General features: G+C 38.4%; 31 protein-coding genes. 22 read left to right on the top strand and 9 right to left on the bottom strand.

From position 1 onward, the window contains the following. Window positions 1-28 precede the first annotated feature (28 nt). From ABVM49_RS06870 to ABVM49_RS06830, 9 genes are all read left to right on the top strand, one after another. Window positions 29-574, top strand: a complete 546-nt coding sequence (locus tag ABVM49_RS06870) for a pyridoxamine 5'-phosphate oxidase family protein (RefSeq protein WP_405203584.1) — start codon at window positions 29-31, stop codon at window positions 572-574. 143 nt (window positions 575-717) lie between these two features. After that, window positions 718-2,160 carry an asparagine--tRNA ligase gene (gene asnS, locus ABVM49_RS06865; protein WP_405203583.1) on the top strand — a complete coding sequence of 481 codons (1,443 nt, stop codon included), beginning with the start codon at window positions 718-720 and terminating at the stop codon, window positions 2,158-2,160. Between the two features lie 1,314 nt (window positions 2,161-3,474). Continuing rightward, window positions 3,475-3,996, top strand: coding sequence for a hypothetical protein (locus ABVM49_RS06860; RefSeq protein ID WP_405203581.1), 522 nt, complete (start codon window positions 3,475-3,477; stop codon window positions 3,994-3,996). Between the two features lie 18 nt (window positions 3,997-4,014). After that, window positions 4,015-4,662, top strand: coding sequence for a hypothetical protein (locus ABVM49_RS06855; RefSeq protein WP_405203579.1), 648 nt, complete (start codon window positions 4,015-4,017; stop codon window positions 4,660-4,662). Window positions 4,663-4,825: 163 nt separating this feature from the next. Further along, a complete protein-coding gene (locus tag ABVM49_RS06850; protein WP_405203578.1) occupies window positions 4,826-5,419 on the top strand; it encodes a hypothetical protein in 594 nt (197 codons plus the stop codon). A 687-nt stretch (window positions 5,420-6,106) separates the two neighbouring features. Beyond that, a complete protein-coding gene (locus ABVM49_RS06845; RefSeq protein ID WP_021778103.1) occupies window positions 6,107-6,763 on the top strand; it encodes a hypothetical protein in 657 nt (218 codons plus the stop codon). Between the two features lie 282 nt (window positions 6,764-7,045). Continuing rightward, on the top strand, window positions 7,046-7,681 hold the full coding sequence (locus ABVM49_RS06840; protein ID WP_405203577.1) for a hypothetical protein: 636 nt from the start codon (window positions 7,046-7,048) through the stop codon (window positions 7,679-7,681). A 124-nt stretch (window positions 7,682-7,805) separates the two neighbouring features. Beyond that, entirely contained in the window at window positions 7,806-8,591 is a 786-nt protein-coding gene (locus ABVM49_RS06835) for a sensor histidine kinase (RefSeq protein WP_375252639.1), read from the top strand. Next, window positions 8,588-9,217 (top strand): response regulator transcription factor, encoded by a 630-nt coding sequence (locus ABVM49_RS06830; protein ID WP_035325623.1) that lies wholly within the window; start codon window positions 8,588-8,590, stop codon window positions 9,215-9,217. The genes ABVM49_RS06835 and ABVM49_RS06830 overlap by 4 nt, the downstream gene beginning before the upstream one ends. Before the next feature lie 293 nt (window positions 9,218-9,510). Here ABVM49_RS06830 and ABVM49_RS06825 read toward each other — a convergent pair whose 3' ends face one another. After that, complete coding sequence (locus ABVM49_RS06825; RefSeq protein WP_405203576.1) at window positions 9,511-9,867, bottom strand: DUF1801 domain-containing protein; 357 nt, start codon at window positions 9,865-9,867, stop codon at window positions 9,511-9,513. 198 nt (window positions 9,868-10,065) lie between these two features. Between ABVM49_RS06825 and ABVM49_RS06820 the strand changes: the two genes are divergently transcribed. From ABVM49_RS06820 to ABVM49_RS06805, 4 genes are read left to right on the top strand one after another with little or no spacing between them, the layout of a single operon-like run. After that, complete coding sequence (locus ABVM49_RS06820) at window positions 10,066-11,877, top strand: sodium:solute symporter family protein (RefSeq protein WP_375252637.1); 1,812 nt, start codon at window positions 10,066-10,068, stop codon at window positions 11,875-11,877. Continuing rightward, window positions 11,877-12,365, top strand: coding sequence for a hypothetical protein (locus tag ABVM49_RS06815; RefSeq protein WP_035325629.1), 489 nt, complete (start codon window positions 11,877-11,879; stop codon window positions 12,363-12,365). Before ABVM49_RS06820 ends, ABVM49_RS06815 begins: the two co-directional genes overlap by 1 nt. Before the next feature lie 3 nt (window positions 12,366-12,368). After that, window positions 12,369-13,286, top strand: coding sequence for a glutaminase (locus ABVM49_RS06810; protein ID WP_405203575.1), 918 nt, complete (start codon window positions 12,369-12,371; stop codon window positions 13,284-13,286). Between the two features lie 18 nt (window positions 13,287-13,304). Further along, complete coding sequence (locus tag ABVM49_RS06805; RefSeq protein WP_405203574.1) at window positions 13,305-13,703, top strand: DUF2809 domain-containing protein; 399 nt, start codon at window positions 13,305-13,307, stop codon at window positions 13,701-13,703. On the opposite strand, the gene mnmD is transcribed toward ABVM49_RS06805, so the two are convergent. Both mnmD and ABVM49_RS06795 read right to left on the bottom strand, forming a co-directional pair. Further along, entirely contained in the window at window positions 13,695-14,378 is a 684-nt protein-coding gene (gene mnmD / locus ABVM49_RS06800; protein WP_405203573.1) for a tRNA (5-methylaminomethyl-2-thiouridine)(34)-methyltransferase MnmD, read from the bottom strand. The two genes, ABVM49_RS06805 and mnmD, sit on opposite strands and share 9 nt — an antisense overlap. Before the next feature lie 87 nt (window positions 14,379-14,465). Then, window positions 14,466-15,014: a DUF4920 domain-containing protein gene (locus tag ABVM49_RS06795; RefSeq protein ID WP_405203572.1), complete on the bottom strand. Its 549-nt coding sequence runs from the start codon at window positions 15,012-15,014 to the stop codon at window positions 14,466-14,468. Between the two features lie 81 nt (window positions 15,015-15,095). On the opposite strand from ABVM49_RS06795, the gene ABVM49_RS06790 reads away from it, so the two are divergent. The 9 genes from ABVM49_RS06790 to ABVM49_RS06750 all read left to right on the top strand — a co-directional run bounded on the left by ABVM49_RS06790 (window position 15,096) and on the right by ABVM49_RS06750 (window position 22,575). Then, on the top strand, window positions 15,096-16,160 hold the full coding sequence (locus tag ABVM49_RS06790; RefSeq protein ID WP_021778091.1) for a branched-chain amino acid aminotransferase: 1,065 nt from the start codon (window positions 15,096-15,098) through the stop codon (window positions 16,158-16,160). Window positions 16,161-16,295: 135 nt separating this feature from the next. Beyond that, entirely contained in the window at window positions 16,296-17,081 is a 786-nt protein-coding gene (locus ABVM49_RS06785) for a M48 family metalloprotease (RefSeq protein WP_405203571.1), read from the top strand. 90 nt (window positions 17,082-17,171) lie between these two features. Next, window positions 17,172-18,686 carry a 2,3-bisphosphoglycerate-independent phosphoglycerate mutase gene (gpmI, locus tag ABVM49_RS06780; protein ID WP_405203570.1) on the top strand — a complete coding sequence of 505 codons (1,515 nt, stop codon included), beginning with the start codon at window positions 17,172-17,174 and terminating at the stop codon, window positions 18,684-18,686. Between the two features lie 11 nt (window positions 18,687-18,697). Next, window positions 18,698-19,330 (top strand): thioredoxin family protein, encoded by a 633-nt coding sequence (locus ABVM49_RS06775; protein WP_405203569.1) that lies wholly within the window; start codon window positions 18,698-18,700, stop codon window positions 19,328-19,330. After that, window positions 19,320-19,892 (top strand): thioredoxin family protein, encoded by a 573-nt coding sequence (locus ABVM49_RS06770; protein WP_405203568.1) that lies wholly within the window; start codon window positions 19,320-19,322, stop codon window positions 19,890-19,892. The genes ABVM49_RS06775 and ABVM49_RS06770 overlap by 11 nt, the downstream gene beginning before the upstream one ends. A gap of 131 nt (window positions 19,893-20,023) precedes the next feature. Beyond that, the gene (locus ABVM49_RS06765; protein WP_405203567.1) at window positions 20,024-20,410 is read left to right on the top strand and encodes a DUF805 domain-containing protein; all 387 of its coding nucleotides are present in this window, start codon (window positions 20,024-20,026) and stop codon (window positions 20,408-20,410) included. 108 nt (window positions 20,411-20,518) lie between these two features. After that, entirely contained in the window at window positions 20,519-20,980 is a 462-nt protein-coding gene (locus ABVM49_RS06760; RefSeq protein WP_375252643.1) for a BT0820 family HAD-type phosphatase, read from the top strand. A gap of 5 nt (window positions 20,981-20,985) precedes the next feature. After that, window positions 20,986-21,807 carry a type I methionyl aminopeptidase gene (map, locus tag ABVM49_RS06755; RefSeq protein WP_021778084.1) on the top strand — a complete coding sequence of 274 codons (822 nt, stop codon included), beginning with the start codon at window positions 20,986-20,988 and terminating at the stop codon, window positions 21,805-21,807. Between the two features lie 3 nt (window positions 21,808-21,810). After that, window positions 21,811-22,575 carry a class I SAM-dependent methyltransferase gene (locus tag ABVM49_RS06750; RefSeq protein ID WP_405203566.1) on the top strand — a complete coding sequence of 255 codons (765 nt, stop codon included), beginning with the start codon at window positions 21,811-21,813 and terminating at the stop codon, window positions 22,573-22,575. A 3-nt stretch (window positions 22,576-22,578) separates the two neighbouring features. On the opposite strand, the gene ABVM49_RS06745 is transcribed toward ABVM49_RS06750, so the two are convergent. The 6 genes from ABVM49_RS06745 to ABVM49_RS06720 all read right to left on the bottom strand — a co-directional run bounded on the left by ABVM49_RS06745 (window position 22,579) and on the right by ABVM49_RS06720 (window position 26,961). Continuing rightward, window positions 22,579-23,577 carry an FAD:protein FMN transferase gene (locus ABVM49_RS06745; RefSeq protein WP_405203565.1) on the bottom strand — a complete coding sequence of 333 codons (999 nt, stop codon included), beginning with the start codon at window positions 23,575-23,577 and terminating at the stop codon, window positions 22,579-22,581. Then, window positions 23,577-23,939, bottom strand: coding sequence for a hypothetical protein (locus tag ABVM49_RS06740; RefSeq protein WP_035328806.1), 363 nt, complete (start codon window positions 23,937-23,939; stop codon window positions 23,577-23,579). The genes ABVM49_RS06745 and ABVM49_RS06740 overlap by 1 nt, the downstream gene beginning before the upstream one ends. 65 nt (window positions 23,940-24,004) lie before the next feature. After that, window positions 24,005-24,751: a LytTR family DNA-binding domain-containing protein gene (locus ABVM49_RS06735; protein WP_298353723.1), complete on the bottom strand. Its 747-nt coding sequence runs from the start codon at window positions 24,749-24,751 to the stop codon at window positions 24,005-24,007. Next, window positions 24,723-25,409 (bottom strand): sensor histidine kinase, encoded by a 687-nt coding sequence (locus tag ABVM49_RS06730; protein WP_405203564.1) that lies wholly within the window; start codon window positions 25,407-25,409, stop codon window positions 24,723-24,725. The genes ABVM49_RS06735 and ABVM49_RS06730 overlap by 29 nt, the downstream gene beginning before the upstream one ends. Before the next feature lie 95 nt (window positions 25,410-25,504). Next, on the bottom strand, window positions 25,505-26,020 hold the full coding sequence (locus ABVM49_RS06725) for a hypothetical protein (protein ID WP_405203563.1): 516 nt from the start codon (window positions 26,018-26,020) through the stop codon (window positions 25,505-25,507). A 155-nt stretch (window positions 26,021-26,175) separates the two neighbouring features. Then, window positions 26,176-26,961 carry a hypothetical protein gene (locus tag ABVM49_RS06720; RefSeq protein WP_405203562.1) on the bottom strand — a complete coding sequence of 262 codons (786 nt, stop codon included), beginning with the start codon at window positions 26,959-26,961 and terminating at the stop codon, window positions 26,176-26,178. Between the last annotated feature and the right edge of the window lie 29 nt (window positions 26,962-26,990).

The following is a 26,990-nucleotide window of genomic DNA, read 5'->3' as shown; positions in this document are numbered from 1 at the left end:
CTAGCGCGTATCTTTGTAAAAAAAGGCAATGCTAGATCAATATTTTGACGAGGTAAAAAAGGAACTCTCCCTAGGTATTAATAAGAAAGGGCATCCTTTTAGATACGTTACTTTAGGCACGGTAGATGCAGGTGGTATCCCGCAGCTACGCACCGTAGTACTAAGGCAAGTACAAGACGACCTCTCGCTACGTATCTATACAGATAGCAGGTCTTCAAAAATCGCTCAGCTGTTACATAACCCTACGGCTAGTTTACTTTTTTATCACCCTAAAAAGTTACTTCAGGTCAAGGTGACCGCTACGGCAAGTATTATTACAGACCCAACAGAGCTTGCCAAATACTACACAGGTGTGCAACCTAATTCAAAAAAAGATTATACCACCGCACAGCCTCCTGGAGCTACCCTTTCAAACCCAGATGAAGTCTCTTATCTAGAAGCAACTCATTTTTTTACCATTATAGCATTTGCTCCTACACAGATAGAATACCTTCAGCTTAAGAGGCCTAACCACATACGAGCATTGTTTACAAAGACTAATGATGAGTGGGAAGGACGCTTTATAAATCCTTAAAATTACGCTTTCGCGAAAGCGTACTAAAAACCCACATTACCACCGCGCACAGCTAGCTCAAGTTAGGGTGTTTTACCTTACGCCCTACGGCAAAAAACTTTTATATTTGCCCACTGTCAAGCAAACCCGAAAAAATAACACATATGACACATACACCTATAGTAGAATTACTGAGTAGTGATTCTATTCATCAAGAATTTACCGTAAAAGGGTGGGTACGATCTTTTCGTGCAAACCAGTTTGTAGCTCTTAATGATGGCTCTACGATAAATAACCTACAGTGTGTGGTTGATTTTGAAAATACAGATCCTGCGTTACTTAAACGTATTACCGTAGGTGCTGCAGTGGCTATTACGGGTACCCTAGAAGAAAGTCAGGGTGGAGGACAACGCGTTGAGATTAAAGTAAAAGAAGTAGCAATAGAAGGTGATGCAGATCCAGAGGAGCTTAAAAAAACCATCTTATCGCCTAAGCGTCACACGCTAGAAAAGCTACGTGAGCAAGCACACCTAAGAGTACGTACAAATACCTTTGGGGCAATTATGCGTTTACGCTCTAAGCTCTCTTTTGCAATACACGAGTACTTTAACAAAAACGGATACTACCACGCACACACACCTATCATAACTGGTAGTGATGCAGAGGGTGCTGGTGAGATGTTTCGCGTAAGCGCACTAGATCCAGAAAACCCGCCACGTAAGGAAGATGGGACTATAGATTATAGCAAAGACTTTTTTGGCAAAGAGACTAATCTTACGGTATCTGGACAGCTAGAAGGAGAGACCTACGCACTAGGTCTAGGTAAGATTTACACCTTTGGACCTACCTTTAGAGCAGAAAATAGTAACACCTCGCGTCACCTTGCAGAGTTCTGGATGGTAGAACCAGAGATGGCTTTTTGTGACCTTGATGGCAATATGGACCTCGCCGAAGATTTTATCAAATATGTGATAAACTACGCGCTAGAAAACTGCCAAGACGATCTTGCCTTTCTAGAAGAGAGACAGACTAAAGAAGACCAGTCTAAGCCTGCGGCAGAGCGTGCTGCAATGCCACTACGTGAGAAGCTTCACTTTATAGTAGATAACAACTTTAAACGTGTGAGCTACACAGAGGCGATAGACATCTTACGTAATAGTAAGCCTAACAAGAAAAAGAAATTTAAATACCCTATAAACGAGTGGGGCGCAGATTTACAGTCTGAGCACGAGCGTTTTCTGGTAGAGAAGCACTTTAAGTGCCCTGTTATCTTATTTGACTACCCGGCAAATATCAAAGCTTTCTATATGCGTCTTAACGAAGATGGTAAGACCGTACGAGCGATGGATGTACTCTTCCCAGGTATAGGTGAGATGGTAGGAGGATCACAACGTGAGGAACGTCTGGATGTACTTAAAGAAAAAATGGCAGCCTTAGACATCTCTGAGGAGGAGCTTTCTTGGTACCTAGACACGCGTAAGTTTGGAACGTGTACACATAGTGGTTTTGGTCTTGGTTTTGAGCGCCTTGTACTCTTTGTGACTGGAATGACAAACATACGCGACGTGATACCTTACCCACGTTTTCCAGGTCACGCAAAGTTTTAGAAAAAAGTTTTTTAGTACGCTTTCGCGAAAGCATACACACCGCATAAAATCCAATGTACTTAGGTATATTGGATTTTTTTGTGAAATAGATCGCTTACTTGGTTGAAACATCCTCCCTAGCCCTCCTTCGAATGAGGGAACTTTTATAACGTCCGGTTCAATTTCGGTTTCAATTTCGGTTTCGATTTCAAGTTCAAGTTCAAGTTCAATTTCAACTTTTCTTAATTGGTTCGTGCTTACTCGTGTGAAACATCCTCCCTAGCCCTACTTCGAAGGAGGGGACTTTAGTTGAGATTTAGAAACAAATTCGGCTTGTCATCTCGACGAAAGGAGAGATCTCATTATCTAGCTCAGGGAGGTTGCTTACTCGTCGTTCTTATTCGGACTTGCTTACTCATATGCGATTTCTCCACAAGGTCGAAATGACGAAGGGTTCAAGTTCAAGTTCAGGTTCAAGTTCGATTTCAAGTTCAAGTTCAAGTTCAACTCTTCTTAATTGGTTCGTGCTTACTCGTGTGAAACATCCTCCCTAGCCCTCCTTCGAATGAGGGGACTTTAGTTGAGATTTAGAAACAAATTCGGCTTTGTCATCTCGACTTAAGGAGAGATCTCATTATCTAGCTCAGGGAGGTTGCTTACTCGGACTTGCTTACTCATATGCGATTTCTCCGCAAGGTCGAAATGACAATGGGTTCAAGTTCAAGTTCAAGTTCAGGTTCGATTTCAAATTCAAGTTCAAGTTCAGTTTCAAGTTCAATTTCAATTTCAACTTTTCTTAATGGATGCGTGCTTACTCGTGTGAAACATCCTCCCTAGCCCTCCTTCAAAGGAGGGGACTTTAGTTGAGATTTAGAAACAAATTCGGCTTGTCATCTCGACGAAAGGAGAGATCTCATTATCTAGCTCAGGGAGGTTGCTTACTCATCGTTCTTACTCGGACTTGCTTACTCGTCGTTCTTACTCAATCGTGCTTACTCATATGCGATTTCTCCGCAAGGTCGAAATGACGATGGGTACAAGTTCAAGTTCAGGTTCGATTTCAAATTCAAGTTCAGCTTCAAGTTCAGCTTCAAGTTCGATTTCAAATTCAAGTTCAAAACCACTTTTCAAAATAAAATTTCTTTTTGATAAGCTTGAAAACGTAGTCATTACAATGATAAGTTGTATTTTGGTGATGAATAATAATCCAAATTAATTATCTAAAATCAAATTATTAATACGTCTTCTTTCTTTTACCCAGTAGGTGCTTCACTTTAACCCGTGATAAGCCTACAATAAATCCACAAGGAAAGACCACGTAAAATGTATCAAACTATGGCAGAGATACCTGACAACATTATCCCTGTACAAGAAGCAGATGACTTGTACAAAACTTATGGAAGCGATCGCGCTCCTATCATAGAAAGAGAGGTTAACGATCAATATAGAGGTGAAGACCCTCCTTATGAAGCGACAAGATTTGTTACTGCAGATTATGAGAAGCTCAAAGCATATATCGCTTTTATAGATCAAGAATCAGAAGAAGCTGGAGTAACCCCAAAAGGGCTACGTATCTATTTTGGGGCTACAGAGCCTACTAAAGGAAAACCTGGTAGAGAGACGGTGTTCTTTAACCCAGTAGCGGCCTTTAAAGGTATAGATGGCGATATCTCTTATGCCATTCACACAGACTTAGATGGTAACAAACAGGCAATCACGGTAGGTGATGTGATAGATGGAAAAATACCTAAGGCTTCTGACACAGAATTAGTTAATGGAGGTGTGCAAAGTCTTGCTGGTGATGACGTTATATGGCCACCACCACCAATTCAAAACGACCCTAACGATTACCACTAGAATTTAGAGGCCAGAATAATGAAATCACTAATATATGCAGTACATATTGCAGAACTTCTTGCCGCTATTTTGGCCTCTATTTATTATTTTAAATACAAAAAAACACCTTTAAAATTTTTCTGCATTTATTTATGGTATGTCCTTGTTAATGAAGCTTTAGCAAGTGTTCTTATCCCAAGAGGCATCGTTAGTTATCATCTCACAAATATTTACGGACTAATCACATCACTTTATGTAACCTGGGTTTGTCTGAGATATGTGAAATCATTCCATCTTAATAGAATTATTAAATTTCTAATATTCATAATTACCATCACTCATATAGTTGAGTTTGCTGTAAAAGGTTTTGATCAGCCTTGGGGTATTTCAAAAGCAGTAGGCCCACTTTTAGGAGTAGTCGCTCTTTTTATTTATTTAATTAATTTATTCAAAAGCGCTTCTGTCATAAATCCGTTTAAAGAAACCGTTACTTATTTTTTAATTGGTTTTGCACTATTTTTTGTTGCCTCTCCGGTAATCCTTATGGCTCGTATCTATTACTTAGATAATCTAACGATGAGTTATAACCTCTCATATATTATGGCCGCAATTGCAATTTTAATGTACACCATCTTCTCCTTTGGCTTTATCATTTCTAAAAAAGCATCTGAGTTAGAAGAGAACTAGATTAGTTCTTTCTTATGCTAGTGTAAGCTGTAACAACATTTGCCCTAGCTCCTACTTCCCATAAAGGGTCATTTACCCCTACCCCACTACCTATAAGGGTAGTATACTTGTGTTTCCCTAGCTTGGTTTAAGTTTTAACACTAACCCAAAACCAATTGTACAAATGAAAACAATTAAATTACTGGCCTTACTTTTTGTAAGTGCCATCATTCTTGAGGGCTGTAATGAGAAGCCCGCACATCCCACTGAAGGTGGCTCAATACCACCACCTAAGATTATTATAGACGTTCAGGAAGCTGAGGATATGTACCATCGTTATGGCAAAGACATAGCGCCCATTTTAGAAAAAAACAATCCAAATCTTAAAGCGACTAGATCGCTTTCTATAGATTATAAAACACTTAAAGATTATATCGCCTTTATCGATCAAGAAGCAAATAAAACTGAAATTACAGGACTGCGCATTTATTTTGCCAAATATGACGACTCACAAAATGATGGAAGAGCTACTGTTTTTCTCAATCCCATAATGGAAGCTGGCGCAATAGGTGACTTAAGAGACGATGTCTCTTTTGCAATTAAGACAGAGGATGGAAAAAGCACTGCGGTGCCAGTAGGAAAATTAATAAAAAAACCAACTACTGGATCAAACAGAGCAGACTTAACAATGACTATACAGAATGGAGTACAGAGTCTTGCGGCGAATGATTTTCCGTGGAGTCCACCACCGAATAGTGACCCCGATGATTATCAATAGGATAAATGAACGAAGAGTTTAAAATAGCAGGTATAATATCTGAATTTACAGCAGCAATTTTTGCTTCTATCTATTACTATAAATATCGTAATTCTAGACTTAAATTGCTGCTGTTTATTTTATGGTACATTCCCCTCAACGAGATGTTAGCTCAGTATCTTTTTGCAAGGACAGCAACTGGATACTTGTTAAAGAATCTCTATCGGATAATAATTCCCGCAAGTCTAATATTTCTAATTGGAACTCAAATCACACAAAGTTTAAGAAAAAAAATTGTTTCTATTTTTTTCTTCTTATGTGTCATTATATTCATAGTGAGTATTTATTTTGTAAACCCTCTTAAAGAATTTTCTAGTACTAATTTTACAATTTTCACTTTTATAGTGTTAGTATCTCTATTAATCTACTTTATTGATCTATTAAAGTCGGATAGGGTCTTAAAAATGTCAAGAGATCTTTTTCTATGGGTCGCTCTGGGGTTTTTAATTTTCTTTATTGCCTACCCTGTAATTTTATTGGCAAGAGAGTTTGTAAGTGACGGAAATAAAATACATAGGTCGTTAAATTATATTCAATTTACAGTGGCCATATTATCATATCTTACGATTGCCTTTGGATTCTATTATGGAAATAAGGTAGAAATCAACAAATAAATATTAACATTTAGAACAAAACATTGTACACCCTGTGGATTACCTAATATACATAGTGCTATTATTTGAGTTTGCTGCCGCAATCTCTGCCACTGTATATTATAAAAAGTACAAGTCAACCCCATTAAAATGGATGCTACCGCTTTTATGGTATATCGCCATTAATGAGTTTACTTGTCACATACTACTAGCGCCCTATAGGTTTGAGATACTTTATAACTTTTATGAGGTTATCGTCTGTTTAGGCTTATTAATAATCACAAGATTGCATTTATCACATCACACACGCATCGCTATAGCAAATGTATTAATCATAATAAGCGCTATCGCATTTACTATTACTGCGATTACTCAAGACCCTTTTAAAGACTGGCCTGTATTCTCATTTACGTTATCTACTATTTTAATCATTATAGCACTCACGCTATACCTAGTGGAGCAATTAAAAAGTAATAAAATTGCAGCATACACCAGAGATATCTTTTTGTGGGTATGTATTGGTTTTTTAATATTCCACATTTCATATCCCGTCATTATGTTTTCGCGATACTTCCTTGTTATGGATAGTGTTTTCATATATGAGGCAATTTTTCTTATTCAATTTATTGCAGTAATTGCGTGTTATGGCACGATTGCATTTGGTTTTTATAGAGGAGTACATTCAGCAACATTAATAAAGCGCACTTTATGATTAAGGAAGAAGTTCTTGTCATATGGCTGGTCTGCGTGACCATTTTGTTTCTACTATTTTTAGTAGCGACTTTGTTTTGTGCAATTGCGCTGTATTACCGTTTTGATAACAAGCCGCGAGTACGGTAAATGGCGTTTCTCTCGTTTTTTTAAAATTTGGTTTTGAGTACGCTTTCGCGAAAGCGTAACACAACCCTCCAGCGTAAAAAATCTTACAAAATGAAAATTTCTAATTTACTACCTTTCAATCTCATCAAATAAACCTACCTCCTTGAGCACCCTAATGTACATATCTGAAATTATAGCGGCACTTGTGGCAACTATTTTCTTCTACAAGTACAAACACCTGCCTATAAAAACGATACTGTACATACTCTGGATAGCCGTTATCACCGAAGGTATGGCTAGAGTTTACTCACATTACTACCACAATAATCACTGGGTATATAATCTGTATGCGTTCTTGTTTTACACCTTATTTTATAAAATGATTTATGATCATATAAAAAATAAAACCAGAAAACGACTCGTACTAGTTATTGCTACTATAATGATGATCGCAGTAATTATACGAGGTTTTACTGTGCCTGTAATTACATTCTATATGAGTAAAACGTATAGTATCGCAATGGTGGTAATGGTGTTTTTACTTATGATTTATGCCGTAGAGCGCCTTAAGAGTGATGACAGTTTACGGGCAAAAAATGAGCTAGCGCTTTTTGTTTTTACAGCTTATCTAGTTTTTGGTATTTCCTTTATTCCTCTGGCTCCTTTTTTGACAGGGCAGATGGACTTTAACTACTCCAGAGCTATGCTAGATATCTTAAAGGGCGTACAGACTGCGGCCTTACTGTTTGCAAATGCCTTACTTGTTTTTGGCTTTATATGGACAAAACCAAGGGCAAGAGAGATCTTATAAGAGAGCTTTCTAGATGCAAATTTTAAAGCTCCTACTGTAAACTAAAGGGCAAATGCCCTATGGTGAATGCGTACCAAAATAAGTATCTTGAACTCTTAATTTAATCACACCCCAATAGCAATCTATGTTTCTGATTCAAGATCAAGATAGCGGCACTCTTTTTATAGTGCTTGTTGCCATCACCATTTTACTACTACTGCTGGTTGTTGTAGTAGTGCTATTTTCTGTTTTTATGAAGCGTAAAAACAGCTTACTGTTAGAACAAGAAGAGGCAAAACAACGTTTTGAAAGAGAAATTACAGAAACGCAGATAGAGATACGTGAGGAGACACTACGTAACATAAGCTGGGAGCTACACGATAATATAGGGCAGCTACTTACACTTGCAAAAATACAAACACAAAACTCTGGTGGTAGCCAGCAAGATCTAGACGAGGCAGTTGCAACCATAGGTAAGGGTCTTACTGAGATACGAGCACTGTCAAAACTCATAAACCCAGAGGCACTTAAAAATATGTCTTTACCAGAGGCACTTAACCTAGAGCTAGAACGCTTTGAGAGAATGGCTTATCTAAAACCATCACTCAAAATATCTGGCAGCCCAATAGAAATAGATAAAAAGATTGAGACCATTATCTTTAGAATATTGCAGGAGTTTTTTACAAACACCATAAAGCACTCTAAAGCTACGCACCTAGATGTACACCTCAACTATAGAGGTGACACCGTACTCATTACCGTAAAAGATAACGGAGTAGGTTTTGATTATGAAAAAGCCAGGGCAAAAAATGGTATAGGCCTTACTAATATAGAAACACGCGCAAAGCTTATAGGCGCTACCATACAATATATGTCACAAGTTAATGAGGGCACAACGCTATCACTTAACTATAAAACACAATCATTATGAAAACAATAGTTATTGTAGATGATCACACATTACTTAGCCAGGCCATAAGCGGCTTAGTAAATTCATTTGAAAACTTTAAAGTGCTTTATACCTGTAAAAATGGGCAAGAACTACTAGACAACCTTAAGTTTGAAAACAAGCGTCCAGACATCGTCCTTATGGATGTAAATATGCCTATTATGGACGGTATTGAGGCTACCACAAATCTCAAAGAGCTCTATCCAGACATACTAGTGCTTGCGCTCTCTGTAGAGGAGGATGATCATACTATTTTAAAAATGATACGCGCAGGTGCAAAAGGATACCTCCTTAAAGACACCGAAAAAAAGGTGTTAGAAAACGCTCTTAATGAGCTTATCATAAATGGGTATTACCATACTAATACCGTGAGCCAGCTTCTTGTAAAAAGCTTAGATGGAGATAATAGAGATGAACTTAGGGATAGAGAAATAGAGTTTATAAAACACGCCTGCACAGAGATGACTTATAATGAGATTGCATCTGTAATGTTTTTAAGCCCTAAGACGGTACAAGGATATAGAGATAGTGTATTCTCAAAACTAAATTTAAAAAATAGAACAGGTCTTGTTATTTATGCACTTAAAAATGGCTTGTTTAAACCTTAACTACACATATTATATGGCCTACCAAACCTCCATAAATATATGATTTGTGGAGGTTTGGTTTTTTAGTGGATGTGTAAACACACCCATCTTTTATATATTTTGCATAGACACAAAATAATAAAAAAGGAGGCTTTCCCCCAAAAGCCTCCCGCTTGCTATCAAATACTAAATTCTATTGCTAGAACTACGATTCATTTGGATGGCAAGTTGTTAGGTATAAAATTAGATGATATTTACCCATTTTACAATTATATATAACGTTATTATTAGGGGTAAATGCCCTATTTATAAAACTACTTTTTAAGGTTATCTCTACTAGCAAAGTTAAGCAACACATCCATAAAAACCTTATAATCAATATCTTTCATATTTTTATAACGTAGAGATCTTAGATTTTTCCTTTTTTCGCCTCCCACAAGTGCTTCTTTATGAACACTTATTTCCACCCCACGAGGAAAACCCACGTCTACAAACGACGTTCTAAAATTGAGAAAACAAAACATTTTACCATCTAGCATATAAAATGGTAAATTCCATTTATAGGTCTCCTCTACCTCAGGCACGGTACTTTTTATAATAGCTTGTAGCTCTATAAGCATTGTACGCCAGGGCTCTGGTTTTGAGAGTATATACGCTTGAGCAGGATTCATTACTTACTTGATTTTGGTAGTTATAATGGTTTTATCTACGCTTTCGCGAAAGCGTTATATTATTCATTCTCCCACACATAGACTATGATAACAGCTTAAGGGGTGTAATGATGTCAAAATATCAAAAAAAACTATGGTGATGAATGCTTATCTTTCGCCTAATATTTCTCTTAAATATAAGACAAATTATACATTCTTATGATAGACTTATCAGGATTAGACATAGCCATTATTGCGCTACTTTTTATCATCATACTAGGTGTTGGGTTTTATGTAGGTAAAAGCGCCGGAAAAAACACGACTCAATATTTTCTATCTGGTCGCAGTATGCCCTGGTGGTTATTAGGTCTATCTATGGTTGCTACAACCTTCTCTACAGATACGCCTAATCTGGTGACAGATATTGTGCGTACTAACGGTGTGTCTGGTAACTGGGTATGGTGGGCATTTTTAGTCACTGGACTGCTTACCGTTTTTGTGTATGCAAAGCTGTGGCGCAAGTCTGAGGTAAAGACAGATATTGAGTTTTATGAGCTACGTTATGGCGGTGCCCCGGCGCGGTTTTTAAGAGGTTTTAGAGCCATCTATTTAGGTATTGTTTTTAACGTACTGGCTATGGCGGGTGTAACCCTAGCTGCCATAAAAATAGGTGAAGTGATGCTAGGCCTTGACCCAGTAACAACCGTGGTAGTAGCTGGTGTGATTACTGTACTCTTTAGCGCCATAGGTGGGTTTAAAGGTGTGGTATATACAGACTTTATATTGTTTTTTGTGGCGATGGCAGGAGCCTTTGGCGCGGCATATTATATTGTAGGTATGCCAGAAATAGGAGGGCTTGAAGCGCTTATTACACACGATAATGTAAAAGACAAAATTAATATTCTTCCAGATTTTAATAATACAGAGATGCTCATCACGCTACTTATCATCCCACTAGCGGTACAATGGTGGAGCTCTTGGTACCCAGGATCTGAGCCTGGCGGTGGTGGTTATGTCGCACAACGTATGCTCGCTGCCAAAGATGAAAACCACGCCATAGGTGCAACCTTCTTTTATAACATTATGCACTACGCGCTACGCCCCTGGCCGTGGATTCTAGTAGCACTAGCCTCACTTATAGTATTTCCAGACCTCGCAAGTATACAGGAAGCCTTCCCAAATATTTCTGAAGATAAGCTAGGGCAAGACCTTGCCTACTCTGCAATGCTCACAATGCTACCTAGCGGCTTGCTAGGCCTTGTGCTTGCATCACTATCTGCGGCATATATGAGTACGATAAGTACACACCTTAACTGGGGAGCATCATATGTGGTAAATGATGTGTATGCACAACAAATTAAACCAGAAGCGACAGAGAAGGAGCTAGTCGCTGTAGGTCGCATCACCACAGTGATACTTATGGTAGTAAGTGCGGGTATCGCACTGGCGCTTACTAATGCGCTACAGCTTTTTAATATTATACTAATGTTTGGAGCAGGTACTGGGCTCATCTTTATACTGCGCTGGTTCTGGTGGCGCATTAATGCGTGGACAGAGATAAGCGCGATGCTCGCCTCTGGTATCATTTCTATACTTATAGAATTTACCTCGCTGGGAGAAACACTTTTTGGTACTAGCGGGATGATGCCTGGCTATGCTAAGTTTCCTTTTGTGGTGTTTACCTCAACGCTTATATGGCTTGTTGTTACCTATCTCACAAAACCAGAAACTAAAGAAACACTTTATGCGTTCTATAAAAAAACGCAACCAGGTGGGCCAGGCTGGAAAGGAATTGTCACCGCTGCAAACCAAGAGGGAGTTACCATCGTACAACACACAGAAGCGTGGAGCGTGCCTATGGGAATAGTCGCAATGCTACTAGGCTGTATATTAATTTACGGAACGTTGTTTACCACGGGTTACTTCATTTATGGCCAACTTACTAATGCACTCATAGGGCTTAGTTTTTGCTTCACTTCTGGAGCCTTACTGATTGCGGTTTGGAAAAAAATAAAAGGAAAAGTACTCTAATGAAATTATCTCTTATTATCACCATATTGTGCTTGAGCTTAGGGCTACAAGCACAAGAAACGACAGACATCTACAAACAGGCTATTGGTCTTGTAAAAAAATCATCAGCTTTTAAGCAAACTGGTGCGACAGCAATTGCTACGGGTTCAAAAACTATAAGCTTTACAAACCAAGCCTATGCATTTTGGCTAGATGGCCTAGATACCCGTTTTAATGACAAGGATTTTGAAAACTTCTTTGGTGATTTATATCAACCTAAGGAGATAGAAAGCTTTAAAAAAGCTGGAGACAAGAGAAGATCAAAATACCAGCTATATGTTTCTGAGACAGATACAGATCTGTTTGTGATAGAGATGCTTTCGCGAAAGCGTAAACGCAAAGCAAAGTACCCTAAGTTTTATCAAGGGCAAAGCATCTCATTCCTTTTTGAAAAAACGAGCAATGGAGGTGTGCGCCTCATTGAGACGTTAACCCTACAAAATAATTAGACAATGATAGATTGCCAGCCTATAGTAGATAAAACGTACAAGAAGGTACTCGCTATGGAAAATAGCGGCAATGTAGCAAGCTACATACCAGAACTTGCAAAGGTAGATGCTACAAAGTTTGGCGTATGTCTCACCACCCAGAACGGTGAGGTGTTTACTGCGGGTGATGCGACTGTAAAATTTTCTATACAGAGTATTGCAAAAGTGCTATCACTTAGTCTCGTGCTTTCTAAAATAGGTGATGACCTATGGAAACGTATGGATTTTGAACCCTCTGGAACTGCCTTTAACTCACTAGTGCAACTTGAGAGTGAGAATGGCATCCCTAGAAACCCGCTTATTAATGCAGGGGCTATTGTGGTATGTGATATTATTTGTGAGCTTTTTGATAACCCAAAAGAAGCATTGCTGGATTATATACGCGAGGTATCTGGTATAGAAGATCTTCAGTATTCTGAAAATATTGCTCATTCTGAGCAGCAAACGGGTTATCGCAACTTTGCACTTGCAAATTTTATAAAGTCGTTTAATAATATTAAAAATACCTGCGACCAGGTTACAGACCTATACTTTCACCTATGTAGTATCGAGATGACGTGTGAGCAGCTCTCATATACGTTCGGCTTTCTTGCAAACCGTGGGAAGCAGTTTAATACAGGCAAAACAATTGTCACGCCTAATCAGGCCAAACGCATTAACGCCATTATGCAAACCTGTGGGTTTTATGATGAAGCTGGCGAGTTTGCTTATAAAGTAGGTTTACCAGGTAAAAGTGGTGTAGGTGGTGGTATGGTAGCCATACTGCCTGGTAGTTATGCAATTGCTGTATGGAGCCCAAAACTTAACAAACAAGGCAACTCCTATAGAGGAATGAAATTTTTACAATACTTCACAGATGAAACACAGGATACGGTGTTTTAGGAGCTAAATTATATTTTAATGAACATCTCCATTAAATACATCACTCTCTTTTTAGTCCTTTTTGCTATTGAAGTAATTATAGCAACATACATACACGACGATTTTATAAGACCCTACTTAGGAGATACGATTGTTATTTTATTAATCTACGCCTTTGTGATGGGGTTTTTCTCTGTAGGTCACACCCTCTCAAGCAAGATTAAAGTTGCCTTTTATGTATTACTATTTGCATTTATAATAGAGGGATTGCAAGCCTCTTCTTTTATTTATAAGATAGGCCTAGGAGATCAAAAATGGGCACAAGTGATCTTGGGCACTTCTTTTTCTTGGTGGGATATTGTAGCATACATAGCGGGCTTTATCGCAATAGTATGTGCTGAATGGGTTATAAACAAAAAGAAACTAGCTTCACACTAACGGCTTGCTAGCTCTAAGCATCTCACGCTTGCCTGGAGGTCCAGGCAGTCGCTCTACTACAAAACCTGCGGCTTGCATTGCCCTACGGGCTGCTCCTTGAGCACAATAGGTAGTAAGTACTCCTCCTGGAATTAAGGCTTCATACATTTTTGTAAAGATTTCTTCTGTCCATAAAGTGGGCTGCACTCTTGGGCCAAAGGCATCAAAATAAATAAGATCAAAAACCTCACTATCTCTAATATCTTCAAAACGCTGTGTGCGCTTAGTGAGTGTAAAGTGCTCACTTATATTTTCTGGTTGCTCCCAGGCAACGTCGTGCATCTCATTATAAACTTTTGTAGCATCCTCTTCCTCTAGCTGGCTAGCATACTCCATAGCTTGAGCTTCTTCTTTAGAAACGGGATAAGCCTCTGCCCCTACATAATTAATAGACACATTATGTTTATGCGCCTCAAAATAGGTAAGCAAGGCATTGAGACCTGTACCAAAACCCATCTCAAGTATAGCTATCTCTTTTTTTTGTGGATATGTAGTTACATAGTGAGCAAGCCCAGTTTTAAGAAAAACGTGTCTAGCCTCTTGTATCGCACCGTGTTTAGAATGATACTGCTCATCCCAGTCTGGTATGTGTATGGTCTTTGAGCCATCTGCCGTGGTAATTATTTCTCTTTTCATTTTTTCTTTTGAGGTTATTGCTTTGCGCAGCATATAAAAAAGGGCAGGCTTACACCCACCCTTTTTAAAACTATATCGAGTTACTTCTTACTCTGATTTAAGAAGAACACCATCTGCCATAAATCTTAATTCTCGCTGTGGCTCTGTTATGGCTGCAATCTCTTCTTCAGACTTGCCCCCGTCTTTTGCCATATGTCTCAACTCATCTACAGATACTTCTTCTAGATATGCCTTGCCTTCTACAATAGCCTCTCCTCCATCTGTATCTGTAGGGATAAAAAATCCGTAATCTTTAAATTTTACAAATACCTGCTCCTCACCAGCTATATCCAGTCGCATCCAGCATCCTTTTGAGGCACAAACAGCGTTTACTGGAGCCTGAAATTTTACAACCGCCGTATCACCTTCGGCAAGTGAAGCATATTTTTCGGCAATCTCACTTTTAGTTAATGTATTTTCTGGAGATATCGTTGCTCCATAGCTAGCATAATCGTTTTGAGCAATCGTTTGACTTGTAGCTAGTTCTTCTTTTTTTTCTGATTCCGCTTTCGCGAAAGCGTCATTACTCCCCTCCTCGCCTTGTTTACAACTTAGTAATGTCAAGAAAATTAAGAATATCGTTGCACATAGTTTCATAATCATTTGGTTTTAAGTTGAACATCGTAAAATTATGCAAAAATCAATCACCGAGTATGACAAATCATTAAATTTGTTACTATGGAAACAACCTCTACTCTTAAGATTACAAAGCGAGACAACAGCAAAATTGCTGATGTTGATTTTAATAACCTTGCTTTTGGAAGCGTTTTTACAGACCATATGTTTTCTGTAGAATATGTAAATGGGCAATGGCAGCAACCAGAAATAGTACCTTACGGACCTATCTCTATGGATCCTAGTGCAAAAGTTTTTCACTACGGTCAAGCTGTTTTTGAAGGAATGAAAGCTTTTAAGGATGATCAAGGAGATATCTTCTTATTTCGTCCAGAAGATAACTGGGAGCGTATTAATACCTCATCTGCACGTCTAGCAATGCCAGAACTTCCTAAAGAAGTTTTTATGGAAGGTCTTATGGAGCTTCTTAAACTAGACGAAGCTTGGATAAAAGCCGGAGATGGTAATTCTTTATACATACGCCCTTTTCACATTGCAACACAACCGGGAGTATCTGCATCACCATCAGACAGGTATAAGTTTATGATTATTCTTGCGCCTGCTCAATCATATTACTCTGGTGAAGTAAGCGTAGTATTTGCCGAAAAGTATAGCCGTGCCGCAAGTGGTGGTGTAGGTTATGCAAAAGCTGCAGGTAACTATGCTGCACAATTTTACCCTACTAATCTTGCAAAAGAAGAAGGATACCAGCAGGTAATCTGGACAGATGCAAATACACACGAGTATCTAGAAGAAGCGGGTACGATGAATGTATTTTTCCGTGTGGGAGACAAACTTCTTACAGCACCTACTAATGATACTATCCTTAATGGTATCACACGTAAGAGTATCATACAACTGGCAGAAGCAGCTGGTATTACTGTAGAGGTAAGACCAGTAGCCGTAAAAGAGATTGTAGAAGCTGCACAAGCTGGTGAGCTTAAAGAAATTTTTGGCGTAGGTACTGCTGCAGTAGTAGTTCCTTTTAAGAGCTTTGCTTACAAGGGTGAAGATCACAAACTCAATGCACCAGAAAATAGTTATGGAGTACAGTTTAAAAAAGACTTAAACGACATACAATATAACCGCACAGAAGATAAATACGGATGGAGAGTTGCTGTAAAGTAGTACTTCACCATACATAAACAAAAACCGGAATAGCAACTGCTGTTCCGGTTTTTGAGTTTCTACAAGGCTATTATACTAAGAGACTACAGACTTTTTATTACCTTGTAAGCATTAATAAAAACAACCATCTAGATTATGAGAAGAGGTAGCGGTCTTAAGATCAGGTTACTTATAGGAGTTGCCATTGTTGCATTTGCACTTTTTAAAAACTGTAGCAACAAGGAAGAAAATCCTTATACGGGTAAAACCCAAAGCATCACAATGTCTCCAGAAGAGGAGATTGCCATAGGCCTACAACACGCGCCTGCTATGGCAGAGCAGCACGGAGGCTTACATCAAGACCAGCAGTTACAAGCTTTTGTAGATCAAGTAGGTCACAAGCTCGTACAAGAAAGTATGGCTAGAGAGACACCTTATAACTATGATTTTCATTTATTGCAAGATGAGCAAACGGTTAATGCATTTGCATTACCAGGTGGCCAGATTTTTATCACCTATGCCCTACTTTCAAAACTTGAAAATGAAGATCAAGTTGCTGGAGTACTAGGTCACGAGATAGGCCACGTACTAGGTAAACACAGTGCAGAGCGTGTAGCAAACTCAGAGATGTGGTCTACCATCTCTATGGGTGCAGAAGTAGGTGGAGGTATGGGAGGCGCAGCAGGTGCCATAGGTCAAAACATATTACTAGGTAATGGTCGTGATGACGAGTTAGAGAGTGATGATCTAGGTGTACGCTTTATGATACGCGCTGGTTATGACCCGTACCAGATGATAGACGTGATGAAAATACTCAAAGCTGCAAGTGGTGGTAGCCGCCAGCCAGAGTTTGCAAGCACACACCCAGATCCAGAAAATCGTATAGAACAAATCAAGGAGAGCATCCAGAAATATGGTTATACGGGACCAGCGACTATGTAATAATATACTCGCAACCGTTTTCGTTAAAACCCCTTTAAAACCTCGCACCCGCGAGGTTTTGTTTTTATCTTTACTACTCAACCTAAGACGATGAATAAAAAAACAATCCTAATGATACTAGATGGCTGGGGTATGGCTCCAGACAAGAAAGTATCTGCCGTAGACCAGGCACAAACGCCTTTTATAGATAGCCTTTACAATAAGTACCCGCACGCACAGCTACTCACTCACGGTGAGAATGTAGGCCTGCCAGAAGGCCAGATGGGTAATAGCGAAGTGGGCCATATGAACCTAGGCGCAGGAAGGATTGTTTATCAAGACTTTGCTAAGATCAATAAAGCACTTAAAGAAGATACGCTCAAAGATGAACAAGCGCTTAAGGATGCTTTCGCTTTCGCGAAAGAAAACAACAAGTCTGTTCACTTTCTCGGTCTCGTTTCTGATGGAGGTGTACACTCACACATTGAGCATCTTAAAGGACTTATTCTCGCTGCCGAAAATGCAGGAGTGCCACAATCTTTCATTCACGCTTTTTCTGATGGTAGAGATGTAGATCCAAAATCTGGAAAAAAGATGATAGGTGATATTTCTGCTTTCGCGAAAGCGCACAAAGCACAACTAGCATCTGTAATAGGTCGCTACTACGCAATGGACAGAGATAAACGATGGGAACGCGTTGCACTTGCATATAATCTTATTACCAAAGGAGCTGGAACGCCTACTAAAGATATAGAACAAGCTATACAAGCCAGTTATGACGCAGGTAAAACAGATGAGTTTATAGATCCGCTTTTTGTGACTCAAGATGGTGAGACCATCTCTACCGTACAAGAAGGTGACGTAGTGATTTTCTTTAATTTTAGAACAGATCGTGGTCGCGAACTAACAGAGATGTTGTCTCAAAAAGATTTTGCAGAGCAAGACACAAAAAAGCTTGACCTGTATTATGTTACAATGACTAACTATGATGACACTTTTAAAGGCATTAAAGTTATTTACGACAAAGACAATCTCGTAAATACCCTTGGTGAAGTTTTAGAAAGCGCAGGTAAGAAACAAATACGCATCGCAGAGACAGAAAAATATCCTCACGTAACCTTCTTCTTTTCTGGAGGGCGTGAAGAACCTTTTGATGGAGAGTCTAGATTGCTAGCTCCCTCGCCAAAGGTTGCCACTTACGACTTGCAGCCAGAAATGAGCGCTTTTGAGATACGTGATAAAATTGTTCCAGAAATAAACAAAGGAGAGGTAGACTTTGTGTGTCTTAACTTTGCAAATCCAGATATGGTAGGTCATACGGGTGTGATGGAAGCCGCAATAAAAGCCTGCGAGACAGTAGACAGCTGTACAAAAGATATTGTAACCGCCGCCAAAGAAAATGATTATACTGTAATCATCATAGCAGACCACGGTAATGCAGAGGTGATGATCAACCCAGATGGATCGCCTAATACGGCACACACTACAAATCCAGTACCGGTGATACTAGTCGATAAAGACATCAAGAAAATCAACAATGGTATTCTATCTGATGTGGCTCCTACAGTTTTAAAATTGCTAGGCGTACCACAACCAGATGTGATGGATTGTGTACCTTTAATCTAAAATTAATGAGAATGAAAAATATCATTTATACAGGTTTGCTAGCTGTAGTTCTTGTAAGCTGTAATACTTCAAAAACAGCTACAGAAACCCAGGCCACGACGCCAAAAGAAGAAAAAGCTACAGTGATTGCAAAAGGTAATAGAATTGAAAAAGCTACCACCCCAACAAAACCTGCCTTACCTGCAAGGCCTGCACCTAAAGTAAAGACAATGCTCGTGGGTAAAGAAGATCGCACAGCACTAGAGCAACCACCATTTGGAAGCTGGTACAACACAAACTATGCACGGTATAAAACTGATGATGCACTTATACCAGAAATCACAGAAGAGATAGAAGGAGTTACCATTACTACATTTATGGGGACTTGGTGCGGAGACAGTAAACGTGAGACACCACGTATGTTTAAAATATTAGATAACGTAGCTTTCAGTAAAAAAGACCTTACACTTATTACTGTAGATCGCACAAAGAAAAAACCTACTGAATTTACAGCAGGAAATAACATTATACGCGTTCCTACTTTTATCCTTAAAAAGGATGGAAAGGAAATAGGTCGTATAGTCGAGCGTCCTGTAGAAAGCTTAGAAGCAGATATGCTTAAAATTTTAAAAGGAGAATCTTACAAACACGCATATGAAAATTAAAATAATCGCTCTTGCCACTCTTACCGTACTATTAACAGCTTGTAATGAGCACAAAACAGTAGAGCAAGTTACCGAAGAGCTAGAAGAAAAAGTAGCTACAGAAGCACCACTAGAGGAAGAAGCGCCTATACTTATAGGTGAGTTTAAAAGAGATACCCTCGAGTCTCGTGCTTATAATAAATGGTTTATACAGAGTTATAAAGATCACACACTAGATACAGAGAGTCTTCCTGCTTTAAAAAAGGGGCTTACAGATGTACGTGTCACCGTATTTATGGGAACCTGGTGTGAAGATAGCCAGCGTGAGGTACCTGCCTTTTTTAAAATACTTGATGAAATAGATTACGATAGTGACCTTATTCATATAGTAACCGTTTCTGAAGATAAAATAGAACCTGCAGAGCTAGTAAATCACAAAGAAATAACAAATGTTCCTACTTTTATATTTACTAAAGATGGTAAGGAACTAGGCCGTGTGGTTGAGTATCCGTTAGAAAGTCTAGAGAAGGATATGGTAAAAATACTCTCAGGTCAAGAATATAAACACGCTTATGCGGAGTAATATGAACAACCTTTAGATTATCAAAACCCTTCATAATTTATGAAGGGTTTTATTTTTTAACACTTGTAAAAAGCTAGGCAATATTCTTTAGTTTAGCCACACTAACATTAATCAAAAAACACAATTAATTTATGGAATGGTATTTAAAGGTAGTACGAGATAACTATGCAAATTTTGACGGTAGAGCGCGTCGTCAAGAGTACTGGATGTTTTATTTATTTAATATGATATTTACTTTCTTACTGTATATCCCTCTCATAGCAGGGGCAGCGATGGAGAGTGAAGCTCTTATGATGGCAGGCGGTTTACTGCTTATGCTTTATATATTTGCGATAATAATACCATCTATAGCCGTATCGGTGCGAAGACTACACGATCAAGATAAGAGCGGCTCTTGGTACTTTGTTGCCTTTATACCTTTTATAGGAGGTATCTGGCTTTTAATATTAATGGCAACAGAAGGAACACACGGAGCGAACCAGTATGGACCAGACCCTAAAGGTGATCTTATTCAGTAAAGAACAATAACACTTTAAAAAGGGCTTCTATAAAACTTATAGAAGCCCTTTCTTATTATATAAACGTAACCGTAGTTCTTTTTGTAATTTTGCATAAAATTTTAAGTGATTAAAGAAACAAAAACCATAGCGGTAGACTTTGACGGTACCATTGTAGAAAATGCGTATCCTAAAATTGGTAAGCCATTATTATTTGCTTTTGACACACTTAAAAAATTACAGCAAGAAGGAAATTTATTGATCTTATGGACCTATAGATCTCAAGATAAACTAGAAGAAGCTGTAGCCTTTTGCAAAGAAAATGGACTCACCTTTTATGCGGTAAATAAAAGCTATCCGGAAGAAGTAATGAGCCCAAAAATAAGCCGCAAGATAAATGCAGATATCTTTATAGACGATAGGGATGTAAGAGGAATGTTAGGCTGGGGGGAAATCTACCAGAAACTGGGCAAAGGGCAAGAACAAACGCAAAGCCTTAAGGCAACACAGAAAAAAAAGAAAACACCAAAAAAGAAAAAATCTAAAGGTGGCTTTATGGCACGTATAGAAGAGCTTTTTAAAGAAGATTAATAGCAATGGCAATCATACAAAAAACCAGAGAAGAAATAGAATTAATGCGTGAGAGCGCCCTTGTAGTATCTCGCACACTAGGGATGCTAGCTGGTGAAGTAAAGCCAGGTGTTACCACGCTCTACCTTGACAAACTAGCCGAGGATTACATAAGATCTCAAGATGCTATACCAGGCTTTTTAGGTCTCTATGATTTCCCAAACACGCTATGTATGAGTCCTAATGAACAGGTTGTACACGGAATTCCAAACGATAAGCCACTTGTAGAAGGTGATATTATCTCTATAGATTGTGGTGCTATAAAAAACGGATTTTACGGTGATCACGCCTATACATTTGAGGTAGGAGAAGTAAGCCCAGAAGTAAAAAAACTACTTGAGGTAACTAAGCAGTCTCTTTATGTGGGTATAGAACAACTCAAAGTAGGTAACCGCGTAGGTGATGTAGGATATGCTATTCAAAAATTTACCGAAGACCACGGTTATGGAGTTGTACGTGAGCTCGTAGGTCACGGTCTAGGTACTACAATGCACGAAGACCCAGAAATGCCTAACTATGGTAAACGTGGTCGTGGCAAAAAGTTTATAGAAGGTATGGTAGTTGCCATAGAACCTATGACTAATATGGGAACTAGAAACATAAAACAGCACAATGACGGCTGGACAATAACCACTCGCGATAATCAACCTAGTGCTCACTTTGAGCACGACGTTGCCATTGTAGATGGTAAACCTGAGCTGTTATCTACGTTTGCATACATTTACAAAGCATTAGGCATAGAGAGTGATGAGGAAACTCCTTTTCGCCAGCAAGCGCTAGTATTATAAGCTTTGAAGAAAATTTTTAAATTTTTCTTAAACGCCATCCCTCGACCTTTATTAATCAGGTTGAGTTATGCGGTGCGACCACTACTGGCACTTACTCTTAAGGGTAATCGCTATGAAGACCCTATAGACGGTAAGACCTTTAAAAAATTCTTGCCTTATGGATATGGCACTCCTAGAGAAAATGTACTCTCACCATCTACCCTTTCGCTAGAGCGTCACAGACTTTTATGGCTGTGGCTACAGCGTGAGACAGATTTTTTTAAAGCAGAAAGAAAAGTACTTCACTTTGCTCCAGAGCAAGCTTTTTATAAACGCTTTCGCGAAAGCGCACACCTAGATTACACCACTACAGATCTTAACTCCCCACTGGCAGATGTTAAGGCAGATATTTGTGATTTACCTTTTGCCGAAAATAGTTTTGACCTCATTTTTTGTAACCACGTACTTGAGCACATACCTGATGACACAAAGGCAATGCAAGAATTATATCGTGTGTTGAGACCTGGCGGGATGGCGATATTACAAATCCCTCAAGAATTAAATAGAGCAACCACCTTTGAAGATAACACCATCACAGACCGTGATGAGCGCGCAAAAATCTTTGGACAATACGACCACGTGCGTGTTTATGGAAGAGATTATTTTGAAAAGCTTAGAACCATAGGTTTCAAGGTAGATGAAGTAGATTATACAACTATACTAACCCCAGAAGAGGTAGACAGTTATCGTCTTGCTCCTGGTGAGATTATACCTGTTTGCTATAAGTAATAGTTACTTCTGTATATATTGGTTAAAACCAGGAGTCATAAAAACACCTTCATCATACACGAGATAGGCTTCTATATTTTGACCTCTTAAGGCCTCTTTTGAGCGCTCAAGCCCCATTGCCATACAAGACGTAGCCCAGGCATCTGCCGTGGCACAATCATCTGCTATAATGGTTGCACTGAGTACATCACTACGCTCTGCCGAACCCGTAAGCGGGTTTATAGTATGTACGTATTGTTTACCCGTAGCTTTGTCAACACGATTCTTTCGGTAGTTGCCAGAGCCGGCCATTGCTTTGTCTGTAAGGGTTACGAGAACTGATGCCGTTCTATCTGTCACTTTAGAATCTAGATTTTCTATTCCTACTGTCCAGCTTTGTTCTTTATTGAGGTTGGTCCCTGCAGCCACTATCTCTCCACCTATATCTACGAGGTAGTTATTAAACCCCTTTGAGCCCATATAAGCTGCTACTCTATCTACTCCATATCCTTTTGCGATGGCATTAAAGTCAAAATAAATAGTTGACGCAGTCTTGCTTATGGTTCCATCTTCTTGTAATTGTACTTTACTCCAACCTACATACTGCATTAATGAGTCTAGTGTTGGCGTGTCTATGGCTTCTAGAGCTTCTGTATCCCCAAAACCATACGCATTGCGCAATGCGCCTACTGTAGGGTCAAAGTAGCCTGAGGTTGCTTTATTTAGCTTTCGCGAAAGCGTAAATACATCCCTAAACATAGCATCTACAACAACCGTAGTGTCACCTCTATTTATTTTTGAAATATCACTTTGCGGAATGTAGGTGCTTAGTGACTGGTTTACCGCTGCTACCACAGAGTCTATACCCTTTTTAATTTGTGGAGCCCCTGCTACTTCTCCAAAATATTTTACTCCATAACTAGTACCAAAGGCGTTGCCTGCGATTGTAATCTCGTCTGGGGTTTGTGGCTGTTTACAGGCTATAAAACTTACAGCAATAAAAAGTGATAAAAGTATGCGCATTATTGTATCTCTTGAAGTCCGTTATAAATCTCTCTGTAAGCCGAATCTTTTTCGACCGGTTTTTGATAATTGTCTCCGTGACCTAGCCCTACCCCAGCATAAAATGTACGTGCTTCAAACTTGAGTGCGTGATCACGCATTTTTATCATAAAAGCCTCATCATACACATTTGCATCTTCTGGAAATGTACGCGCTCTTACGATTACAAAATGTAATTTTTTATCCTTGAGAGCCACAAATTGCGGGTCTTTTTTAAGCTTAGAATTTACTGCCATAAACTCAAAGCCTTGACTCTTTAAATCTTCTCCTACGATGTTCATCGCAAGGTTATGAAGCTCTTGTTCTGTAAGAAGTTCTGCCATATTACAAAGATAATTATTGCAGTTCTTACTTTACACATTTGCTCTTATTATTAAGACTATAGAGACTACTTACTTTTAAAGTTGTTTAAAAAATCACTCCGCTTGTTACGGGATACAGGCACCTTATTATTTTCTGTAAGTTGGACGTACCCCTCATTGAGGTAAGCAATGATATGATCTAAATTGATAAGGTGCGATTTATGTACTTGATAAAACGTTGTTTTATCTAACATCTTTACAAAGTGGCCTATACTATTAGAGCTCAACATAGTTTTACCTTCTTCTAAATAGAGCTTTGTATACCCATCTACTCCTTCACAACGTATGATGGATGGGATAGGGATAAACTCTAGGCCTTTTTGAGTGGGCACTACGATCTTCTTTTTTTGAAAATTTTGAACTCCTAGATTTGCGATAAGCTGCTTGTTTTTGGCCAAAGAATCCTTATGCTCTACGTTTTGAATAGCCTTGTGGACCGCCGTGATAAGATCATCCTTATCTGCTGGTTTTACTATGTAGCCTATAGCACAATGGCGTATTGCCTCGATGGCATACTCATCATAAGCAGTTACAAAAATGATTTCAAATGCGGGATTAGGAATAGACTTGAGCATATCAAAACCTGTCATCTCCGGCATTGAGATATCTAAAAATATCACGTCAGGCTGTAACTCTTGTATTTCTGTAATGGCATTTTTGGGGCTTTGACTCTCCCCCACAATAGTCAATTGCGGACAATACCTCTCTAACTTAGAACGTAAGATAGCAAGCGCCTTGCGCTCATCATCTACTAGGTATGCTCGTATGTTCATCTTCTATGGGTTTAAAAATTAAAGTAGCTATCGCCCCCTCTGAATCTTCTCTATCTTCTAGTGTGTAGCTTACTTTCCAAGTATTACTGTATTCTAATAGCTTGAGACGATCTTGCAATACGCTAGACGACCTGTTATTAAGTTCTTTGCCGCTGTTATCAAATATTGCTTTAGACTTTACCAGTCCTATACCATCATCTATTATAGTGACTTTAAAAGAGTCTTCACTCACGTAGCCAAAATGAATCGCTACAGTGCCAGTAGTGGCTTTGTGAAAAATACCGTGATTTACAGCATTTTCAACTATAGGTTGCAACAACATTGTGGGTATAATATCTTCTTCATCAAGCTCGGTATCTTTTGTAATGCTATAGGTAAGCTTGTCCTCAAATCGTAATTGCTCAATAGAGAGATAATTTTCTAACAAGGATACCTCTTGCGCTATGGTAATATGACGCTTTCGCGAAAGCGTAAAAAACGACCGTATTAATTTTGAAAACTTAGTCAAATAAATCTCAGACAGCTCTACCTCATTGCGCTGTATATAATACTGAATTGCATTGAGAGAATTATGCACAAAATGCGGATTCATTTGTGAGCGTAGCGCTTGGAGTTCTAGAGCGTGTTGTTGTTTCTGGCTATTAATTGTTTCTAACAAGTTATGCTGTATAAGCTTGTTTTTGCGATTATAAAAAATTAAAAACACAAGAATCAAAAAGACGCCTAATGTTATTAATATAACTATAAATGTTATTATGATTGAAGATTCTGGCGACTCCATATAAACCCAAAACTTATTATGATACATTTTAAAAAAGTGATATACACTTTTACCACAAATAGGTGGTGGTACTTCTCAAATGAGGCAAAGTAATTTTCTCCTATCTTAAATGGTGTGAACCCAAGGTAATAGAAAAAATGAGCGATAACAATCCAGAATAGTAAACTTCTAAAAATATTAGAACTCTCTCTGGAATTAAGTAAGCTCAGTAAATAGTAGAATGTAAAAAATATTACTCCTAAACCACCTAAAATATAAGACACTACCTGGCTCTCATCGTTAAAATCAATTTTTAAAATTACAAGCTCTAAAAAGATACTTAGCACATAGAGCAAAGCAAATCCCTTTACCGCTAGCTTTGCATTACGCCTCTTAAATTCTGAATAGAAAAGATAGAAGAGCGTGAGAAAATAGATGAAATTATAAATATTTGTACAAATACGGTTTCTACCAAAGTCTATATAAGTGCCATAATAGATTTTGAACATTTCATTAAGCACAGAATATAGTAAAGCAAATAAAAATAATTTAAACCTTCGTTCTAGCTTAGGCCACATCACAAAACCTACGATAACCGGAAGCCATTGTATATAAATATATTGGTCTAAAAAATACTGTTCAAATAAGTCCAAGGCAGCAGTGATTATTGATTTCCTGGTTTCTTTGGCTTTTTAGGAGGCATATCTGTAAACTCGTTGAATGATACAATCTCTACATTATCATTTAGTGCTGAATTAAAATTTATAGATGGAAGTATTGAAGCGTCATATCGTTTCTCCTTTCCAGTAAAACAGCTATCTGGATTTAAATAACAGAAAAGTGATTTATACTCTCCTTTGTATTTGTCAGACTCATCATCATAATCTATATAAAAAGGAATGTGTCTTTGTGCATCTACCTCTGCAGCTATATTATTATCATAATATGTAGGCGTAAAATATGTCGTAAGTCTACCTCGATAATCACCCTTTCTTAATGGATCTTCAAATTTTGAGCCTTCAGATTTATCACCCTCTACATCCTTATCTAAATCATATGCACCAAAACTAATTGCAATACCAGAAATTTTTGGCTCTTTATTTTTCTTTTGTAATACATCTAAAAAAGCAATGTAGCTTTTAAGATTATCGAGTGTTACAAGTGAGTATTCTGTAGGCAGGTATCCATTTCTTTGCACACTAACACCTTTTCTATCTGTGGCATCTTCTTGAATTTCTACTAGTCTTGGAATGAAACGGTCCTGATAGTTCTCATAAAGCGATCGCACATCATTCTCATTAATAGTATGTTTTGAGTTTTCAATTTTTGCAATTACTGCTTGATCATCTAGCTCACTGCTAGAATTAATATTCCCACAGTAAAAAAGGATATACAGTATTAAGACTATAATCACTAATGATTGTAGCCAAAGAATCGATTTAATTTTCATAATTAGAATGGTTAGTTAGTTATGTTTAA

The organism is Dokdonia sp. LLG6352-1 (assembly GCF_045055815.1).
Classification (GTDB): domain Bacteria; phylum Bacteroidota; class Bacteroidia; order Flavobacteriales; family Flavobacteriaceae; genus Dokdonia; species Dokdonia donghaensis.
This window is presented reverse-complemented; position numbering and strand designations above follow the sequence as displayed.

Coding starts and splice junctions, on each gene's coding strand:
- ABVM49_RS06770 (WP_405203568.1), top strand. CDS start 19,320: ATGAAAATTAAAATAATCGCTCTTGCCACTCTTACCGTACTATTAACA.
- ABVM49_RS06870 (WP_405203584.1), top strand. CDS start 29: ATGCTAGATCAATATTTTGACGAGGTAAAAAAGGAACTCTCCCTAGGT.
- ABVM49_RS06745 (WP_405203565.1), bottom strand. CDS start 23,577: ATGCGCATACTTTTATCACTTTTTATTGCTGTAAGTTTTATAGCCTGT.
- ABVM49_RS06735 (WP_298353723.1), bottom strand. CDS start 24,751: ATGAACATACGAGCATACCTAGTAGATGATGAGCGCAAGGCGCTTGCT.
- ABVM49_RS06860 (WP_405203581.1), top strand. CDS start 3,475: ATGGCAGAGATACCTGACAACATTATCCCTGTACAAGAAGCAGATGAC.
- gpmI (WP_405203570.1), top strand. CDS start 17,172: ATGAATAAAAAAACAATCCTAATGATACTAGATGGCTGGGGTATGGCT.
- ABVM49_RS06805 (WP_405203574.1), top strand. CDS start 13,305: ATGAACATCTCCATTAAATACATCACTCTCTTTTTAGTCCTTTTTGCT.
- ABVM49_RS06810 (WP_405203575.1), top strand. CDS start 12,369: ATGATAGATTGCCAGCCTATAGTAGATAAAACGTACAAGAAGGTACTC.
- ABVM49_RS06820 (WP_375252637.1), top strand. CDS start 10,066: ATGATAGACTTATCAGGATTAGACATAGCCATTATTGCGCTACTTTTT.
- ABVM49_RS06825 (WP_405203576.1), bottom strand. CDS start 9,867: ATGAATCCTGCTCAAGCGTATATACTCTCAAAACCAGAGCCCTGGCGT.
- ABVM49_RS06795 (WP_405203572.1), bottom strand. CDS start 15,014: ATGAAACTATGTGCAACGATATTCTTAATTTTCTTGACATTACTAAGT.
- ABVM49_RS06850 (WP_405203578.1), top strand. CDS start 4,826: ATGAAAACAATTAAATTACTGGCCTTACTTTTTGTAAGTGCCATCATT.
- ABVM49_RS06785 (WP_405203571.1), top strand. CDS start 16,296: ATGAGAAGAGGTAGCGGTCTTAAGATCAGGTTACTTATAGGAGTTGCC.
- ABVM49_RS06740 (WP_035328806.1), bottom strand. CDS start 23,939: ATGGCAGAACTTCTTACAGAACAAGAGCTTCATAACCTTGCGATGAAC.
- ABVM49_RS06855 (WP_405203579.1), top strand. CDS start 4,015: ATGAAATCACTAATATATGCAGTACATATTGCAGAACTTCTTGCCGCT.
- ABVM49_RS06815 (WP_035325629.1), top strand. CDS start 11,877: ATGAAATTATCTCTTATTATCACCATATTGTGCTTGAGCTTAGGGCTA.
- ABVM49_RS06765 (WP_405203567.1), top strand. CDS start 20,024: ATGGAATGGTATTTAAAGGTAGTACGAGATAACTATGCAAATTTTGAC.
- ABVM49_RS06775 (WP_405203569.1), top strand. CDS start 18,698: ATGAAAAATATCATTTATACAGGTTTGCTAGCTGTAGTTCTTGTAAGC.
- ABVM49_RS06725 (WP_405203563.1), bottom strand. CDS start 26,020: ATGTTCAAAATCTATTATGGCACTTATATAGACTTTGGTAGAAACCGT.
- ABVM49_RS06720 (WP_405203562.1), bottom strand. CDS start 26,961: ATGAAAATTAAATCGATTCTTTGGCTACAATCATTAGTGATTATAGTC.
- ABVM49_RS06840 (WP_405203577.1), top strand. CDS start 7,046: ATGTACATATCTGAAATTATAGCGGCACTTGTGGCAACTATTTTCTTC.
- asnS (WP_405203583.1), top strand. CDS start 718: ATGACACATACACCTATAGTAGAATTACTGAGTAGTGATTCTATTCAT.
- ABVM49_RS06790 (WP_021778091.1), top strand. CDS start 15,096: ATGGAAACAACCTCTACTCTTAAGATTACAAAGCGAGACAACAGCAAA.
- map (WP_021778084.1), top strand. CDS start 20,986: ATGGCAATCATACAAAAAACCAGAGAAGAAATAGAATTAATGCGTGAG.
- mnmD (WP_405203573.1), bottom strand. CDS start 14,378: ATGAAAAGAGAAATAATTACCACGGCAGATGGCTCAAAGACCATACAC.
- ABVM49_RS06835 (WP_375252639.1), top strand. CDS start 7,806: ATGTTTCTGATTCAAGATCAAGATAGCGGCACTCTTTTTATAGTGCTT.
- ABVM49_RS06830 (WP_035325623.1), top strand. CDS start 8,588: ATGAAAACAATAGTTATTGTAGATGATCACACATTACTTAGCCAGGCC.